At 65.3% G+C, this 16,936-nt stretch carries 8 protein-coding genes; 3 read left to right on the top strand and 5 right to left on the bottom strand.

Annotation, left to right across the window (positions count from 1 at the left end; translation table 11 throughout):
* Positions 1-44 precede the first annotated feature (44 nt).
* Positions 45-596, top strand: a complete 552-nt coding sequence (locus M9955_23685) for a hypothetical protein (protein MCO5084648.1) — start codon at positions 45-47, stop codon at positions 594-596.
* On the opposite strand, the gene M9955_23680 is transcribed toward M9955_23685, so the two are convergent.
* The 5 genes from M9955_23680 to M9955_23660 form a co-directional block, all read right to left on the bottom strand.
* On the bottom strand, positions 576-1,940 hold the full coding sequence (locus M9955_23680; protein MCO5084647.1) for an MmgE/PrpD family protein: 1,365 nt from the start codon (positions 1,938-1,940) through the stop codon (positions 576-578). The two genes, M9955_23685 and M9955_23680, sit on opposite strands and share 21 nt — an antisense overlap.
* Positions 1,941-2,024: 84 nt before the next feature.
* The gene (locus M9955_23675) at positions 2,025-4,475 is read right to left on the bottom strand and encodes an ABC transporter ATP-binding protein (protein MCO5084646.1); all 2,451 of its coding nucleotides are present in this window, start codon (positions 4,473-4,475) and stop codon (positions 2,025-2,027) included.
* 13 nt (positions 4,476-4,488) lie between these two features.
* Positions 4,489-5,646, bottom strand: coding sequence for an ABC transporter permease (locus tag M9955_23670; GenBank protein ID MCO5084645.1), 1,158 nt, complete (start codon positions 5,644-5,646; stop codon positions 4,489-4,491).
* A gap of 9 nt (positions 5,647-5,655) precedes the next feature.
* A complete protein-coding gene (locus tag M9955_23665) occupies positions 5,656-6,693 on the bottom strand; it encodes an ABC transporter permease (protein ID MCO5084644.1) in 1,038 nt (345 codons plus the stop codon).
* A 91-nt stretch (positions 6,694-6,784) separates the two neighbouring features.
* Positions 6,785-8,440, bottom strand: coding sequence for an ABC transporter substrate-binding protein (locus M9955_23660; GenBank protein MCO5084643.1), 1,656 nt, complete (start codon positions 8,438-8,440; stop codon positions 6,785-6,787).
* 511 nt (positions 8,441-8,951) lie between these two features.
* On the opposite strand from M9955_23660, the gene M9955_23655 reads away from it, so the two are divergent.
* Positions 8,952-14,369, top strand: a complete 5,418-nt coding sequence (locus M9955_23655) for an alpha-2-macroglobulin family protein (protein MCO5084642.1) — start codon at positions 8,952-8,954, stop codon at positions 14,367-14,369.
* A gap of 260 nt (positions 14,370-14,629) precedes the next feature.
* Positions 14,630-16,684, top strand: a complete 2,055-nt coding sequence (pbpC, locus tag M9955_23650) for a penicillin-binding protein 1C (protein ID MCO5084641.1) — start codon at positions 14,630-14,632, stop codon at positions 16,682-16,684.
* Positions 16,685-16,936: the final 252 nt, after the last annotated feature.

Here is a 16,936-nt window from a genome sequence, read left to right as displayed (position 1 = left end):
GCGTGTGTGCGTACAGTTTTAGTCGAGTTTTAGCCGTCTCCGCGATGCTCGCGCTTTCCGCGTGCGCGTCGGCGCCGAACCGTATCAACGACATCTGCGCGGTCTTCGATCAGAACGACGGCTGGTTCAACAACTGGCAGTCCACCGCGCGGCGCACGGAGCAGAAATACGGCGTGCCGGTGCATGTGCTGATGGCGACCGTACGCAAGGAATCCGGCTTCAAGAGCAATGCGCGTCCGCCGCGCAAATATTATCTTGGCTTCATTCCGGGCAAGCGCGCCTCAAGCGCCTATGGCTATTCGCAGGCGCTCGACGGCACCTGGACGCAATACAAGACCGAGTCGGGCAATTGGGGCGCGCGGCGCAACAAGTTCAGCGACGCGGTCGATTTCGTCGGCTGGTACCACTCCCAGACGGCGGAAAAGTTCGGAGTCGCCAAGAACGACGCCTTCAACCTCTACCTCGCCTATTACTCCGGCTGGGGAGGCTATGGGCGCGGCAGTTGGCGCAGCAACGCCAGCCTACAGAAATATGCGCGCGACACCGAAGCCATGGCGCAGCGCTATCAGGCGCAGCTACAGGGCTGCCGCGGCTGAAGGTCGGGACTCCGCAGCGCGCCGCACACTCCCCGTCAGCAATTCGACCAGCGGCGCGATGCTCGGCTGGCGCTCCAGCGACATGACGAGCTCCTCGATGCGCCCCGCCCGCCCGGCAAAGCCGGATTCCGCCATGAGTTCGTGGAACTTTTCGCTCACCTCGACATCGCTGAGCGGGTTCTCGGCGCTGCCTCGCGCGACCGAGGGCTCCGACCGGAGCGATCGACCGTCCTTCAGCAGAATCTCGACATCCGCCCAGCGCTCCGCTGGAAAACGCGCCGAATAACGCGCATCGTCCACCAGCCGCACCGCCCGCGACAGGCTCAGCAGTTCGGGCGAGTTCAGCGCTTCGCCTTCGATCTCGGAAGGTCCGACCCTTCCCCGCGCCAGCAATGCGGCGACGGGGAACGGCAGGCTGTATTGGGCCTCGTCCGTCGAGCCGGGTTCGGCGACCGCGAGGCGGCTTGCCTCGTGGAAGGTGCGCACCGTGATAACCTCGATGTCCGCCGCCTCGAAACGATGCGCGCGCTTCAGGGCTGCCGCCGCTTCCATGGCCGGCTGCGCCCAGCGGCAGACGGGATAAGGCTTGAAATACTGCTCGCGGATGCGCCACCGGCTGCCGAGGTCGTCCCAGAACTGGCGGACGTTTCCGGCCTCCACGGTGACCGCTGGCGCGCCCGTAAAACCTTCGCGGGCAAGACAGGCGGCCACCACGCCGGCCATCGCGCCCCAGCCCGATCCGTCCTTGACCATGGTCGGCTGGTCGACGCAGCGCATCATCTGGCTGCGCGGACCGTGATACTCGGCAATGCCGAGCGCCTCGCGGGTCTGTGCGGGACCGAGCCCCATCACCCGGCTGCCGATCGCCGCCGTCGCCAGGGCCACCCAGGCGCCGCTGGTGTGGTAATCCGAAGCCGTCGCATGAAGCGCAATGCCGACGCGGATCGCGATCTCGTAGGAGAGGATGAGATGACCGAGCGCGTCGCGTCCCGACATCGCCGCTCCGTCGCCGGCAAAGGCCAGCAGCGCCGCCAGCGAGCCGCAACCCGCATGACCCTTGGTCAGCGGATGGCCGTCATGCGCATCGAAACTGTCGATCGTGACGGCATTGACGAAGGCCGCACCTGCCGCGCTGGCAGCGCCGTCCGAGAACAGGAATCCCGCCGCCTCGCCGCCGAATTGCGCCGCCGCCACGGATCGCGCGATGCCGCTGACCTGCATGTGCGATCCCGCCGCCGCCACGCCGATCAGATCGAGCAGGCACCGCCGGGCATGATGGACCACGTCCTCCGGCGCATCCTCAAGGCGAAACCGGCCGATGAAATCGATCACCGATCCGGTCATGCGACCCTCTTCTCCCGACGGGCGGCAACCGAGCGGCCGCAACGCGATGTCCGATCACATTGAAGCATCGGGCTGGATACCATTCTAGTGGCGTGTCGGGCGAGGCTTTCCGCTCTTGCCGGCATCTTCCTCGAAAGCCGAGGAGACGTCGGGATCTTCCGCCTGCCTGCCATCGCCGACCTGCAGAGGCGAGATCGGGCCGACATCAGAATTCGGGTCGGGCGAGGCGCCGAAATCCTCCGAATCGTCGTCGTGACGTTCATGCGCCCGACGCCTGGCACGTGCTTCGGCCTGTTGCGCGGAAGCCGCTTCGGCGCCGGCGGCGGGGCTGGCTGTCTTGCCGTGCGGACGCTTCGGAGCCGGACCGGCATAACCGGGACCTGCGCCATGGGCAGGATCTTCCGGCACCACGTCGTGTGCTATCGCGTCTCCGGAATCACCGAAACTGATCACCGGCTCCATCGTCTTCAGCACATCGTCGGATAGCCAGCAGAGGCTTCTGTGGCCGCCGCCCAAATCCCTCAGCGGCGGCAGTTCGGTCTCGCATTTGTTGCCGGGCACAAACTTCTTCCAGCGGCAGCGCGTCTGAAAGGGACAGCCGGGCGGCGGGTTCATCGCGGAGGGTATGTCGCCCTCCAGCACGATGTGCTTCTTCACGACGCTGGTGTCGGCAATCGGAATCGCAGACAGCAGCGCCTCGGTGTAGGGGTGGTAGGGTGGCGAGAAAATCTGGTCGGTCGTCCCCTGCTCCACGATATGGCCGAGATACATGACCACGACGCGGTCGGCGATGTAGCGCACGACCGACAGGTCGTGGCTGATGAACAGCATGGTTGTCTTGTTCTTGCGCTGGATGTCCATCAGAAGTTCGGTCACCGCCGCCTGCACGGACACGTCGAGCGCCGAGACCGGCTCGTCGGCCACCACCACCTTGGCCTGACCGGCGAAGGCGCGCGCCACGCCGATGCGCTGCTTCTGGCCGCCGGAAAGCTGTCGCGGACGCCGCTCCGCGAAGGCGCGCGGGAGTTTCACCAGATCGAGCAGTTCGAACATGCGCTTCTTGCGATCCGCGGCTGTCTTGCCGACGCCGAACTTTTCCAGCGTGCGGATGATCTGAGAGCCGACCGAATGGCTCGGATTGAGCGTGTCGAACGGATTCTGGAAGACCATCTGGATCGACGACACCGTCTGCACGTCGCGCTGTTCGATGCCGGTCGACTGGATCTCGCCATTGCCGAGCGCGACCGTGCCGGAACTTGCGGTCTCCAGTCCGAGCAGCACCTTGGCCAGCGTGGACTTGCCGCAGCCGGATTCACCGACGATCGCCACCGTTTCGGACTCGCGCGCCTCGAACGAAATCGATTCGTTGGCCTTGACGACGCGGGTCTCGCCGCCGCCGAAGATCTCGTTAGCGGCGACCTTGTAGTATTTCTTCAGATTGTCGATCTTCAGCACCGGCGCGCCCGGCTTCACCGGCTCGTGCTTCTTGTCGGCGCCGGCGGGCACTTCTGACCAGTCGATCTCGTTGAAGCGGACGCAGCGCGAGAAATGGCCCTCATGCCCCTCGACCGGGATCATCGGGATTTCGGCCGCGTTGCAGACGCCCTCCACGAAATGATGGCAGCGCGGTCCGAAATTGCAGCCCTTCGGCCGCTCCTGCGGCAGCGGCAACTGGCCGGGGATGGCGATCAGCGGCCGCGAGTTCTTGTCGGCGCCCGGCAGCGGGATCGAGCGGAAGAGCCCTTGCGTATAAGGGTGGCGCATCCGGTCGAAGACATCCTCGATCTTGCCCGTCTCCACTGCCTCGCCGGAATACATGACGGTGATGCGGTCGCAGGTTTCGAGGATCAGGCCGAGATTGTGCGACACGAAAATCATCGACGTGCCGAACTTCTCGCCGAGCCCCTTCACCAGTTCGACAATGCCGGCCTCGACAGTCACGTCGAGCGCGGTCGTCGGCTCGTCGAGCAGCAGCAGCGCGGGTTTCGACAACAGCGCCATGGCGATGACGATGCGCTGCTGCTGGCCGCCCGATAGCTGGTGCGGATAGGAGCGCATCATGCGCTCCGGGTCCGGCAGGCGCACGGCGCGCACCATTTCCAGCGCGCGATTGTAGGCCTCTTCCTTCGACGCCTTGTCGTGCAGGATCGGCACTTCCATCAGTTGCCGGCCGATCTTCATGGCCGGGTTCAGCGACGCCATCGGCTCCTGGTAGATCATGGCGATCTCGTTGCCGCGGATGGAGCGCAGCTCCTCCTCGGACATCTCGCCCATGTCCTTGCCCTTGAAGCGTATCCGGCCGCCGATGATCTTCCCGATGTTGGAGAGGTCGCGCATGATGCCGAGCGACACGGTGGACTTGCCGCAGCCGGACTCGCCGACGATGCCCATCGCTTCGCCGGGCATGACGTTGCAGGAGAAATCCATCACGGCGGGGATTTCGCCCTTGCGGGTGAAGAAGGAGATCGAGAGGTTCTCGATCTCGATGATCGGTTTCGCGTCCTGGATGTTCGTGGCTTTGACGGCTTCGTTCATCGCAGGTCTCCCGTCAGTCTTTCATCGATTGCTCGCGCAGGGCGTCCGCAAGCAGGTTGAGGCCGAGCACGAAACTCATCAGCGCGATCGTCGGCGGCAGCGCCGGGTGGATGAAGGAGCGCAGCAACCGGCTGGCGTCCTTGATCGCGGTGCCCCAGTCGGGGCTTTCCGGCGCAAGGCCGAGACCGAAATAGCCGAGCGTGCCGAGCAGGATGGTCGTGTAGCCGATGCGCAGGCATGCATCGACGATCAACGGCCCGCGCGCATTGGGCAGGATTTCCCAGAGCATGATGTACCACGGCGTCTCGCCGCGGGTCTGCGCCGCCGCCACATAGTCGCGCGTCTTGATGTCCATGACGAGGCCGCGCACGATGCGGAACACGCCGGGGCTGGAGGCGAAGACCACCGCCACGAAGATGTTGAGCTGGTTCGGGTCGATCGAGACGATGCCGAGAGGATCGGCGTCGAAGACGAGGCCGATATAGATCCAGCCGCCGAGGATGACGGTCAGCGCCATCAGCGGATAGAGCCGTTCCGGCCGGTTCTTGAAGCGGGTGTAGAACAGCGTCAGGAAGAAGATGATCGGGAACAGGAAGAAGAGCCCCGCCAGCCCGTAGGGAATCGGCGTGTCCATGATGCCCGGCGTCACCAGCAGGTAGAACAGCAGGATCACCGGAAACGCTAGCACCAGATTCGCCAGGAAGGACAGCAGCGTATCGATCCGCCCGCCATAATAGCCGGCAGGCAGGCCGAGCGTCGTGCCAACCATGAGCGCGAAGGCGGTTGCGGCGGGCGCGATGATGAGCACGATGCGACTTCCGTAGACCATGCGGGAGAACACGTCGCGCGCCAGCTTGTCGCCGCCGAGGAGATAGATCCTGGCGGAGGCCGGCTCGACCGCGCCGGGCAGCGCGTCCTTCATCACCGGCACCTGCGCCAGCGGGTCGAACGGCGCGACGGTGCCGGAGAAGATCGCCGTGAACAGCCAGAACAGGACGATCAAAACGCCGGCGATGCCGACGCCGCTGTCGAAAAGCTGGCCGTAGAGACCGAGGCGCTTCTTGTAGGCAAAGCTGGCGACGAGCACGATGGCGAGCGCCGCCCAGACCGGCCAGAAGCGCGCGATGATGCCCAGAAAGATCTGAAATCCGCCGATATATTCGAGCTGCATGCGTGGCTCCTACTGCACTCGAATACGGGGATTGAGATAGGCATAGCCCACGTCCGAGATGAGCTGCGTGAACAGCACCACGAACACCGACACCAGCGAGCAGCCGAGCAGAAGGTCGATGTCGTTGTTGCCCGCCGCCTCCACAAGCGTGTAGCCAAAACCCTGGTAGCGGAACATGGTCTCGACGATGACGACGCCGGTGAGCAGCCACGGGAACTGCAGCATGATGACCGTGAACGGCGCGATCAGCGCATTGCGCAGCGCATGCTTGATGACGACCTGGCTGAACGACAGGCCCTTGAGCCGCGCCGTTCGGATATATTGCTGCGTCATCACCTCGACCATGGAGGCGCGCGTCATGCGGGCGATGTAGCCGATGCCGTAGATTGCCATGGTCATCACCGGCAGGGTGAAATTGTAGAAGGTGAGGCCCTGCCCGGTCGCGCTCGCCGCCGAGCCGTTCAGCCAGCCGAGCCATGAAGCGAAGATGACGGTGAAAATGACGCCCGAGACGTATTCAGGCGTGGCCGTCGTCGTGATCGAGGCAACCGAAAGGGAGCGATCCATGCGCGACCCTTCCCGCATGCCAGCCAGAATGCCGATCAGCAGCGAGATGGGCACCATGGTGACCATCACCCAGAACATCAGCTTGCCGGTGGCTGCGAGCGCCGGCCAGAGCTTCGCCGAAACCGTCGTCTTGAACTTGGTCGAGCAGCCGAAATCGCCCTGCAATATGCCGCCGAAATACGGCTCGGACGGTTCGTTGCAGTAGCTGAAGCGCGGCACCGTCTTGCCACTGTCGGGATCGGTGAAGGGCTGCTTCTGAACGACGCCCAGCCAGCGGCCGTAACGCACGAAGAAGTTGTCGCGATAGCCGTTCTTGACCAGCCAGCTTTCGATCTGCTCCGCCGGCGACCGCATGTCGAGCTGACTGATCGCCAGTTTCTTCAGATTCGGCTCGAGATTGACCATGAAGAACACGACGAGCGTCAGGAAGAACATGGTCAGCACCATGGTTCCGAGCCGTCGAAAAATAAACGTAAGCATAGCCGCCCCCTGCCTGGCCGGGTTGGGGTCACATCAGATCAAGCGTCTGAAACGACGAAGGGGCTTTCGCCCCCTCGCCAAAGTGTCCTTGTCAGGCGCTCTCGTCGAGCCAGACCTTGCCGAAATCATGCTCGAAGGTCGGATGCATGCCGTGGTTCTTCACCGCCGGAACCGAGCTGTTGTAAAGCTTGCGCCAGTACGGCTGGATGATGATGCCGCTGTCCTGCAGGATCTTCTCGATATCGGCCATGACCACCTTGCGCTTCTCCGCATCCGCGATCGACAACGCCTCGTTGATCTTGGCGTCGAGATCGGGATTGGAATAGGCGGCTTCGTTCCAGGCCTCCCCGGTGCGATAGGCGATGGCCACCACCTGGATGCCGAGCGGGCGCATGTTCCAGTTGGTCATCGAATAGGGATACTTCGTCCAGTCGTTCCAGAAGGTCGAGCCCGGCAACACGGTGCGCTTGACCTTTATGCCGGCCTCGCGGAGCTGCGCGGCGATCGCGTCGCCCGTATTCTTGTGCCAGTCCTCGTCCACGGTGATCAGCTCGTGCTCGTAGTCGATCTGACCGGCTTCCTCCATCAGCGCCTTCGCCTTGGCTATGTCGCGCGCCACCTTCGGCAGTTCGACATATTCCGGATGGATCTGGCAGACGTGATGGTTCTCCGCCGGAGCGCCGGCATTGCCGTAGCCAAGCTGCAGCACGACGGCATTGTCGACGGCGAGTTGCAGCGCGTTGCGGACCTTCTGATCGTCATAAGGCTTGTTGGCGACGTTGGTGCGCGCCACGATCGTGGAGGCCGTGACCACCTCGGACGTCACGCAGCCGACACCTTCCAGAATGGAGACGTAGTCGGCCGTGGTCTCGTGATTGGTGTGGACTTCGCCCGCCTCGAAGGCAGAAACCATCGCCGACGGATCGGTGCCGTAGTCGATGAATTCGACGCCGTCGAGCAGAGCCTCGCCGCCCCACCACTTGCCGTCCTCGCGACGCTTGTAGACGACCTTCTGGCCGACTTCATAGGAAACCAGCTCGAAAGGCCCGGTGCCGATCGGGTTCTTGACGAAATCACGGCCTGTCTCGTCGAAGCTGCGGTGGACGACGAGCCCGGGATAGTCGCAAAGCTGCGGGATCAGCGCGATGTCGGGCTTGGTGAGCTTGAGCTTGACCGTCGCGTCGTCGACCCTTTCGACCGAGCCTTCGCGCAGCTTACCGGAGGCTTCGTCGACCAGCGAGCCGAGGCGGCCGGGCATCGAATTGCCCTCGGCGCTCTTGTCGGCCCAGCGGGTGAAATTGGCGATCACGTCATCGGCGTTGAAGGTGTCGCCGTTCGTCCAGGTCACGCCGGGGCGAATTTTCAACGTGTATTCGGTGGCGTCGTCATTCACTTCCCACGACTCGAGCAGATACGGCTCGAACGTGAAATCCCGCGTGTATTTGACCAGCGGCTCAAGGGTCTGCCGCTCGGCATTGGCGATCTCCGACCAGTCGGCCGTACGAGGGTCCTTGGGGTCCTTGACGGACATGGCGACCTTGAGCACGCCCCCCTTCTTCGGTTCCTGCGCCGCGGCCGGCGTCGGCGCGGCGAGGCCGATCATGCCGTAGGCCATGGCCGTGGACGCGCCGAACACGCTCGCCAGCGCCAGAAACTCGCGGCGGTCGCAGTGTCCCGCCTTCACATCCTCGGCCATCTTCAGGATGTGGTCAGGGACGCGATCCCCGTTGCTTTTGAAGAAACCCATTGCCAGCTCCCATTTTCTGTTCTGCCCATACCATTTCGCATCGCGCCGGCTATGTCAAAGGCGGAGAAATGCGAAACCCGCAGGGGAATGTGCAACTTTGGTTGGGACGCGGGTGGCGCGATTGCGACAAAGTTGGCGCAATTTCGGCAACGCACCGGCAAATCTTACGATTCTTCGTCGCCCATATAAACGACGGTCCACGGATGTATTCAAGCGCCAGAAGCGCATGCTCCTTCGGTCCAGCGGCAAATGCGGAAATGCCGGACGGGCCGCAATTTCCCGCCATGCGGACAGACTGCGAAAATATTCCACCGGCTGCCACGAAACCTTCTCAAAGGAGCCACATTCGCCCGCTCACAAATGTGTGTTGCGGATGGTGTGACCGTCCGCGTTCGTGTTGACGGGATGCCGGGCGGGCGTGTCCAATACGAACCGAAAGGCTTGCAACGTTTCTCGGGAGGGCAACAGGATGCGTGCGGCACACGGAATTTTGGCGCTTGTCTTTTTGGCCATGGCGTCCCTGGTGACGGGACAGGCCTTCGCGCAGGCGCGCACCGTCGTCACGACGGAGAACAGCGACTATTTCGGCTTCGATCTGAGGACCGAACCGAACGTCTCGCTCGACCGCTGCAAGACCATATGCCTTGCCGATGAAGGCTGCCGGGCCTTCACCTACAACACCAAGGCGAAATGGTGCTTCCTGAAGTCCGACTTCAACACCATCAAGCCGTTCACCGGGGCGGTGGCAGGCAAGGTCGTCAACCTGAACGGCGATCCGGATATCGGCGCGCCCACCACTCTTTCCTTCTTCCCCGAATGGATGGCGACCGAGGCGCAGAACTACCGCCGCCTGATCGTCAATCCGGCGCAGCCCGTCACGGAAGGCCTCAACACGCTGGTCGATTCCGGCGATTCGGCCATGCTGACCGGGGATCCGCGCACCGCCATGCAGAAATATAAGGCGGCGCTCGCCATCTCCCCCGACGATGCGGCGGTCTGGATCGATCTCGCCAACGCCGTGCTCGCCGTTCAGGCGATCAACGGCCAGGAGAGCTATTCCCTGCGCAACGACGCGACGTCATCGGCCTACAACGCCTATCTCGTAACGCGCACCGCCGCGCAGCGCGCCGATGCGCTGGCCAAGATCGCCGTCGGCCTCGACAAGCGCGATCTCTTCCGCCCGGCGCTTCAGGCCTATGAGGCCAGCCTGCTGCTCGTCAATTCGCCGGCCATCCGCGCCGAATATGAGGACCTGAAGGTGCGAAAAGGCTTCCGCGTCGTCAACCACAGTGTCGATTCCGATACGGCGACCCCGCGCGTCTGCGCGCAGTTCTCCGAGGCGCTGGTGAAGACCGGCGTCGATTATTCGACCTTCGTCACCATCGACAATCAGGCGCCGAAGGCCGTCGAAGCCAAGGACCAGCAGATCTGCGTCGAGGGGCTGGAGCACGGCAGGCAATACAGCGTCGCCTTCCGCCCCGGTCTGCCGGCTGCGATCGGCGAGGTCATCGAGAGCCCCATCGTGCTCTCCGTCTACATCCAGGACCGCTCGCCGACCGTGCGCTTCACCGGCGACGGCTTCGTGCTGCCCTCGACGGCCCGGCGCGGCATTCCGCTGGTCACCGTCAACATGAATTCGGCCGACCTGAAGCTCTACCGGATCAACGACCGCTCGCTGCCGCAGCTCGTCTCGGGCTACCAGTTCCTGCGGCAGCTCGACGGCTACGATCTCTCCAACATTTCCGACCAGATGGGCGAGCCGGTCTGGGAGGGCAAGATCGATGTCGCCAGCGAGCTGAACAAGGAAGTCACCACCAGCTTCCCGGTGGACGAGGCGCTGCCCCAGCGCAAGCCGGGCATCTATGTGCTGACCGCGACGCCGGAGAACGACACCCGCAACACCTGGGAGTCGCGCGCCACCCAGTGGTTCGTCGTCTCCGACATCGGCCTTTCGACCTATACCGGGCAGGACGGGCTGACCGTCTTCGCGCGCTCGCTCGGCACGGCCAAGCCGATGGCCGACGCCGAACTGTCGCTCCTGTCGCGCAACAACGAAGTGCTCGGCACCGCGAAGACCGACGCCGGGGGCAAGGCCGTGTTCCAGCCGGGCCTGACGCGCGGCGAAGGCGGCATGGTTCCGGCCGTGCTGATGGCGAGCCTTGCCGGCAGCGACTTCGTCTTCCTCGACATGACCAAGGCGGGCTTCGACCTGTCGGATCGCGGCGTCCAGGGCCGCGCCGCGCCCGGCGCGTTGGACGTCTATGCGTGGACGGAGCGCGGCATATACCGCGTCGGCGAGGAGGTGCATGTCGCCGCCCTTGCCCGCAACGCGGACGCGACGGCGGTCGAAAAACTGCCGCTCACCTTCATCTTCACGCGCCCCGACGGCGTCGAGGAAAGGCGCACCGTCAGCGACGGCGAGATGGCGGGCGGCCATGCCGTCCCCCTGCCGCTCTCGCCCAACGCCATGCGCGGCACCTGGACGGTCGCCATCCATACCGATCCCAAGGAGCCGGCGGTCGCCACGCAGATGTTCCTCGTCGAGGACTTCGTGCCGGATCGCATCGAGTTCGACCTGACCGCCGACAAGACGGAGATCGCGGCCGACGAGACGGCGACCATGACCGTCGACGGCCGCTTCCTCTACGGCGCGCCCGCCGCCGGCCTCGCGCTGGAGGGCGACGTCACGCTCACCACGACGCGCCAATGGGATGTCTTCAAGGGCTACTGGTTCGGCCTTGCGGACGAGCAGGAGGGCGAAGCGACCCGGACGCCGCTGGCGAACCTGCCGCTGGTCGGCGACGACGGCAAGGCGACCTTCCCGGTCACCATAGACGCCCTGCCCTCCACCACGCGTCTGGTCGACGCCAAGGTGACGGTGCGCATGCGCGAGACGGGCGGCCGCGCGGTCGAGCGCTCCACCGACATCAACATCCGCCCGCAGGGCGACATGATCGGCATACGGCCGGATTTTGCCGACTCCGTTCCGCAGGGCGGGACCGCGAAGTTCAGCGTCATCGCCACGGACAATGAGGGCCAGCGCAAGGCCGAGAATGGCCTCGTCTGGTCGCTGGTCAAGGTGGAGCGCGAGTACCAGTGGTATCGCAACGGCAATTCATGGAACTACGAGCCGGTGACGCTGACCACGGCCGTCGCCGACGGCACGATCGATGCGACCACGGACAAGGAAGCGTCGATCTCCGTGCCCGTGGATTGGGGCCGCTATCGGCTGGAAGTGGAGAGCGCCGATCCGGAAGGTCCGGCGACGAGCTACGAATTCGACGCCGGCTGGTACGTCTCCGCCACCTCGACGGAGACGCCGGACGGGCTCGAGATCGCGCTCGACAAGGACGCCTATCAGCCGGGCGACGTGGCGAAGCTCAAGGTCTCGCCGCGCTTTGCCGGCGAGATGCTGGTGACCATCGGCGCCGAGCGCCTGTTGAAGACCGTCACGGCCACGGTGCCGGCTGACGGCGCGACCATCGACATTCCGGTGGACGCGGAATGGGGCGCGGGCGCCTATGTCACCGCCACGCTTTTCCGTCCGGGAGACGCGCAGGAATCGCGCATGCCGGCGCGCGCCATCGGCCTGAAATGGCTGCAGATCGCGCCGGGTGCAAAGCAGCTTTCCGTCGCGCTGACGCCGCCGGCAAAGACCGAGCCCCGCCAGACGCTCTCGATCCCGGTCGAAGTGAAGGGCGCGGCCGAGAACGACAACGCCTACGTCATGGTCGCGGCCGTCGATGTCGGCATCCTCAACCTCACGAGCTACAAGGCGCCTGACCCGAGCGATTGGTTCTTCGGCCAGCGCATGCTCGGGCTGGAAATCCGCGACATCTATGGTCGTCTGATCGACGGCTCGCTCGGCGTCATGGGCAAGCTCAGGACCGGCGGTGACGGCGGCAATCTCAGCCCGCAGGGCAGCCCGCCGAAGGAAAAGCTGGTCGCCTTCTTCGAAGGTCCGGTCCAGCTCGACCGCGACGGCAAGGCGACCGTCAACTTCGACATTCCGCAGTTCAACGGCACCGTGCGCGTAATGGCCGTCGCGTGGACGAAGAATGCGGTCGGAGAGGCTTCGACCGATGTGGTGGTGCGCGATCCGATCGTGCTCACCGCCGGCATGCCGCGCTTCATGGCCCCCGGCGATTCGGCCACGATGCGGCTCGACATCTCGAACACGGACGCGCCAGACGGCGAATATGCGCTGTCGGTCGAGCCGGCCGGCAACCTCACCGTCGGCACCGGCGAGTTCCCCGACACGGTGAACCTCGCGGGCGGCAAGCGACAGACCATGAGCATCCCGCTGACGGCGGTCGCGCCCGGCGATTCCGGTGTGACCGTCCGGCTCGCCAATGCGTCCGGCCTGACGGTTGAGCAGCAGCTCTATCTGCCGATCCGCCCGTCCGCCCTGCCCGTCACCACGCGCATGGTGGTCGATCTCGGGCCGAACAAGAGCCTGCGCGTCGACGAGCAGCTGCTCGCGGCCAGCGTGCTGGAAGGCGCGTCGGTCAGCCTCAACGTCTCGCCGGCGGCCGCCTTCGACGTGGCCTCGCTGCTGATGTCGCTCGACCGATATCCCTATGGCTGCGCCGAACAGACGACGAGCCGCGCTTTGCCGCTGCTCTATGTGAGCGAACTGTCGAAGCCGTTCGGCCTGCCGGACGACCCGCAATTGCGCGAGCGCATCCAGGACGCCGTCTACCGCGTGCTGAACTATCAGGCCTCGGCCGGCAGCTTCGGTCTCTGGTCACCGGGTTCGGGCGACCTGTGGCTCGACGCCTACGTTACCGACTTCCTGAGCCGCGCCCGCGAACAGAACTACGACGTGCCATCCAAGGCGCTCGTCCAGGCGCTGAACAATCTGCAGAACTCGATCTCCTACGACGTCGACGTGCAGGATCGCGGCAGCGAGATCGCCTACGCGCTCTACGTTCTGGCCCGCAACAAGAAAGCGTCGGTCGGCGACCTGCGCTACTATGCAGACACGAAGCTCGAAGGCTTCACCAGCCCGCTGGCGATCGCCCATCTTGCCGCGAGCCTTGCACTCTATGGCGACATGCAGCGGTCCGAGCAGACCTTCCAGGCCGCGCTCCAGCTCGCCAGGTCGAAGCCGGAGAACGACTGGTATCGTTCGGACTACGGCTCGCGGCTGCGCGACGGCGCCGCGATGCTGGCGCTTGCCGCGGAGACGAAGCCGATGCCGTCTGTCACGCCGGAACTCATCAAGCTCGTCTCGGCGGAGCGCCAGCGCTACACATGGCTGAGCACGCAGGATCAGGCGTGGCTGGTGCTGGCCGCCCGCGCCTTCGCCTCCAACACCGGCGGCGTCACGCTCAACGTCGACGGCCAGCCGCACACCGGCGCGCTCTCGCGCACCGTCACCGGCGACGATCTCGTCGCCAATCCGATCGTCGTGAGGAACGACGGCAAGGATGCCTTGCAGGCCGTGGTGACCACCGTCGCAGCGCCGAAGCAGCCGCTGCCGGCCGGCGGTGACGGCTTCACCATCAAGCGCACCTACTACACGCTCGACGGAAAGCAGGCGAACATCACCGAGGCGAAGCAGAACGAACGCTACGTCGTGGTGGTCGAGGCGACGAACTCGAACAGATGGCAATCGCGCGTGCTGATCCAGGACCTGCTGCCGGCCGGCTTCGAGATCGACAATCCGGGGCTGGTCTCCAGCGCCGACCTGTCGAACTTCTCGTGGCTTCCCGAGACCAGCGCCGCGCATCTGGAGTTCCGCGACGACCGCTTCGTCGCGGCCTTCGATCCCGATCAGGCCAGCGGCAGCATGACGCTCGCCTATGTCGTGCGCGCAGTCACGCCGGGCGTCTACGTGCATCCAGCCGCCTATGTCGAGGACATGTATCGCCCGCAGTTCTCCGCCCGCACCGCGACCGGTATGATGGAGGTGAAGGCGGAGTAGCGGACGGCGTTGGACACACCATGAACAGCACCCCCTCACCGGTTCGCTGCGCGAACCACCTCTCCCCCTGCCAGGGGGAGAGGAACCGCTGCCGCATCGCGCGCGCCGACATCTGCAAGTTTGGGTTCCTCTCCCCTCACGAAGTGGGGGAGAGGTGGTCGCGAAGCGACCGGTGAGGGGGCGATATGGCCAACGCCCCCATCACTGAAAGAGATGTCGGCGCAACCCCACGGTTGAGAAAACTTCTCCGCCGCACCGCGATCGCCAGCGCGTCGCTGGCCCTTCTCGTCGGCGGCGGCTACGTCGCGCTCGACCGGCTGGACGCGGCCTATCCGCCGCCGCTCCCTGCCGAACTGACCGTCTCGACGGAAGTGCTCGACCGCGACGGCCAATTGCTCCGCGCCTTCGCCACGGTCGACGGCCGCTGGCGGCTGAAGACGGCGGCCGACAAGGTCGATCCCGAATTCCTCAAAATGCTGGTCGCCTATGAGGACAAGCGTTTTTACGATCATCCCGGCATCGATGTCTGGGCGCTCGGCCGCGCCGCCTTGCAGCTCGGCACCAATGGGCGCATCGTCTCCGGCGGGTCGACGCTTTCCATGCAGGTCGCGCGGCTGATCGAGCCCCGCCAGAGCCGCAGCTTCGGCTCGAAAATCCGGCAGATGCTGCGCGCGGTGCAGATCGAGCGCCGCCTGTCGAAGCGCGAAATCCTCGACCGCTACCTGACGCTTGCCCCCTATGGCGGCAATCTGGAAGGCGTGCGCGCCGCCTCGCTGGCCTATTTCGGCAAGGAGCCGAGACGCCTGACGGTCGCCGAGGCCGCCATGCTGGTGGCGCTGCCGCAGCTTCCCGAACGCCGCCGCCCGGATCGCAACCCGATGCTGGCGCAGGCGGCGCGCGAGCGCGTGCTCAACCGCATGATCGGCGCCGGCGTGCTGGCCGAAGGCGAAGCCGAGCGCGCCGGGCTCGACCCGATTCCGCTGAAACGCATGGCGCTGCCGGCGCTCGCCGCCCATCTGTCGGACGACGCGCTGCGCGCCAACCCCTCCGCCTTCGACCACAGGCTCACGATAAAAAAGAGTGTGCAGCAGGGTCTCGAGGACGTGGCGCGCGAGGCGGCGAAGAAGCTCGGCCCGAAACTCTCGGTCGCCATGGTGATGGCCGACGCGCGCACCGGCGAGATTCTCGGCGAGGTTGGCTCGGCCGATTTCTTCGATTCCGCCCGCTCGGGCTGGATCGACATGACGAAGATCTCACGCTCGCCGGGCTCGACCCTAAAACCTTTCATATACGGCCTCGCCTTCGAGCAGGGCATGGTCGCGCAGGAGACGATGATCGAGGACCGGCCGGCCGATTTCGCCGGCTATCGGCCGCGCAATTTCGACATGTCGTATCAGGGCGACGTGACGGTGCGGCAGGCCCTCCAGCTTTCGCTCAACGTGCCGGCGATCCGCCTGCTCGATGCGGTCGGCCCGTCGCGGCTCATCGCGCGTTTCCGGCAGGTCGGCATAAAACTCGACCTTCCCGACAAGCAGCCGCCCGGCCTCGCCATCGGTCTCGGCGGCGCTGGCATCACGCTGCGCGGCCTCGTGCAGCTATACACGGGACTGGCGAATGGCGGCAAGGTGAACGTCCTGCGCGACGGCACGGAAGCCGTTCAGCCGACAGGCGCGGGCACGATCCTCGACACTACCGCCACATGGCAGGTCGGCGACATGCTGGTCGGCGTGAAACCGCCGCAAGGAGCGGCACCGCGCGGCATCGCCTACAAGACCGGCACCAGCTACGGCTACCGCGACGCATGGTCGGTCGGCTATGACGGCCGCTACGTCCTGGGCGTCTGGGTCGGCCGCGCCGACGGCGGCTCGGTGCCGGGCCTTTCCGGCTATGTCTCGGCGGCACCCATCCTGTTCGAGGGATTTGCCCGCTCGGGCGTCGCCGCCGTGCCGCTGCCCTCCCCGCCTCCCGGCGTGATCCGCCAGAAGCAGGACGAGCTGCCGGTGACGTTGGCGCGCTTCTCCACCGACGAGTCCGGTCTGGTCGTGGCCAAGGCGACCGAGCCCGCGCCGCGCATCGTCTTCCCGCCGGACGGCGTGCGCGTGGCGCTGAACGATGCCGTCAGCGGCGCGCAACCGCTGGTTTTGAAGCTGCAGGGCGGTCGCGCGCCGTTCCGCTGGCTCGCCAACGGCAAGCCGCTCGCCGAACTCGCCCGCCGCCGACAGATGACATGGCAGCCCGACACGACGGGCTTTTCCACGCTCACCGTCATCGACGCCGCCGGCCGCGCCGCGAGTGTCAAGGTGTTCGTCGAGTGAAGCCTGGCGCGTCGCTGCTTTTCGGGACTGGCGCTCGACGCCGCCCCCCTCTGTCCTGCCGGACATCTCCCCCACACGGGGGGAGATCAGAAAGTTGCTTGGCTTTCGCCAATCGCCAACGTCGCGGATTGGCGAAACCGTTTATGAAAGCCGATCTCCCCCCGTGTGGGGGAGATGTCCGGCAGGACAGAGGGGGGCGGCGTAGAGCGCAATCCATCCTACGCTTGCTCATAGCAACAAGTGCAATTGTTG

The organism is Rhizobiaceae bacterium, assembly GCA_023953845.1.
Lineage (GTDB): Bacteria > Pseudomonadota > Alphaproteobacteria > Rhizobiales > Rhizobiaceae > Arvimicrobium.
The sequence above is the reverse complement of the archived record's forward strand: the minus strand, read 5'-3'. Positions and strand labels throughout refer to the sequence as shown.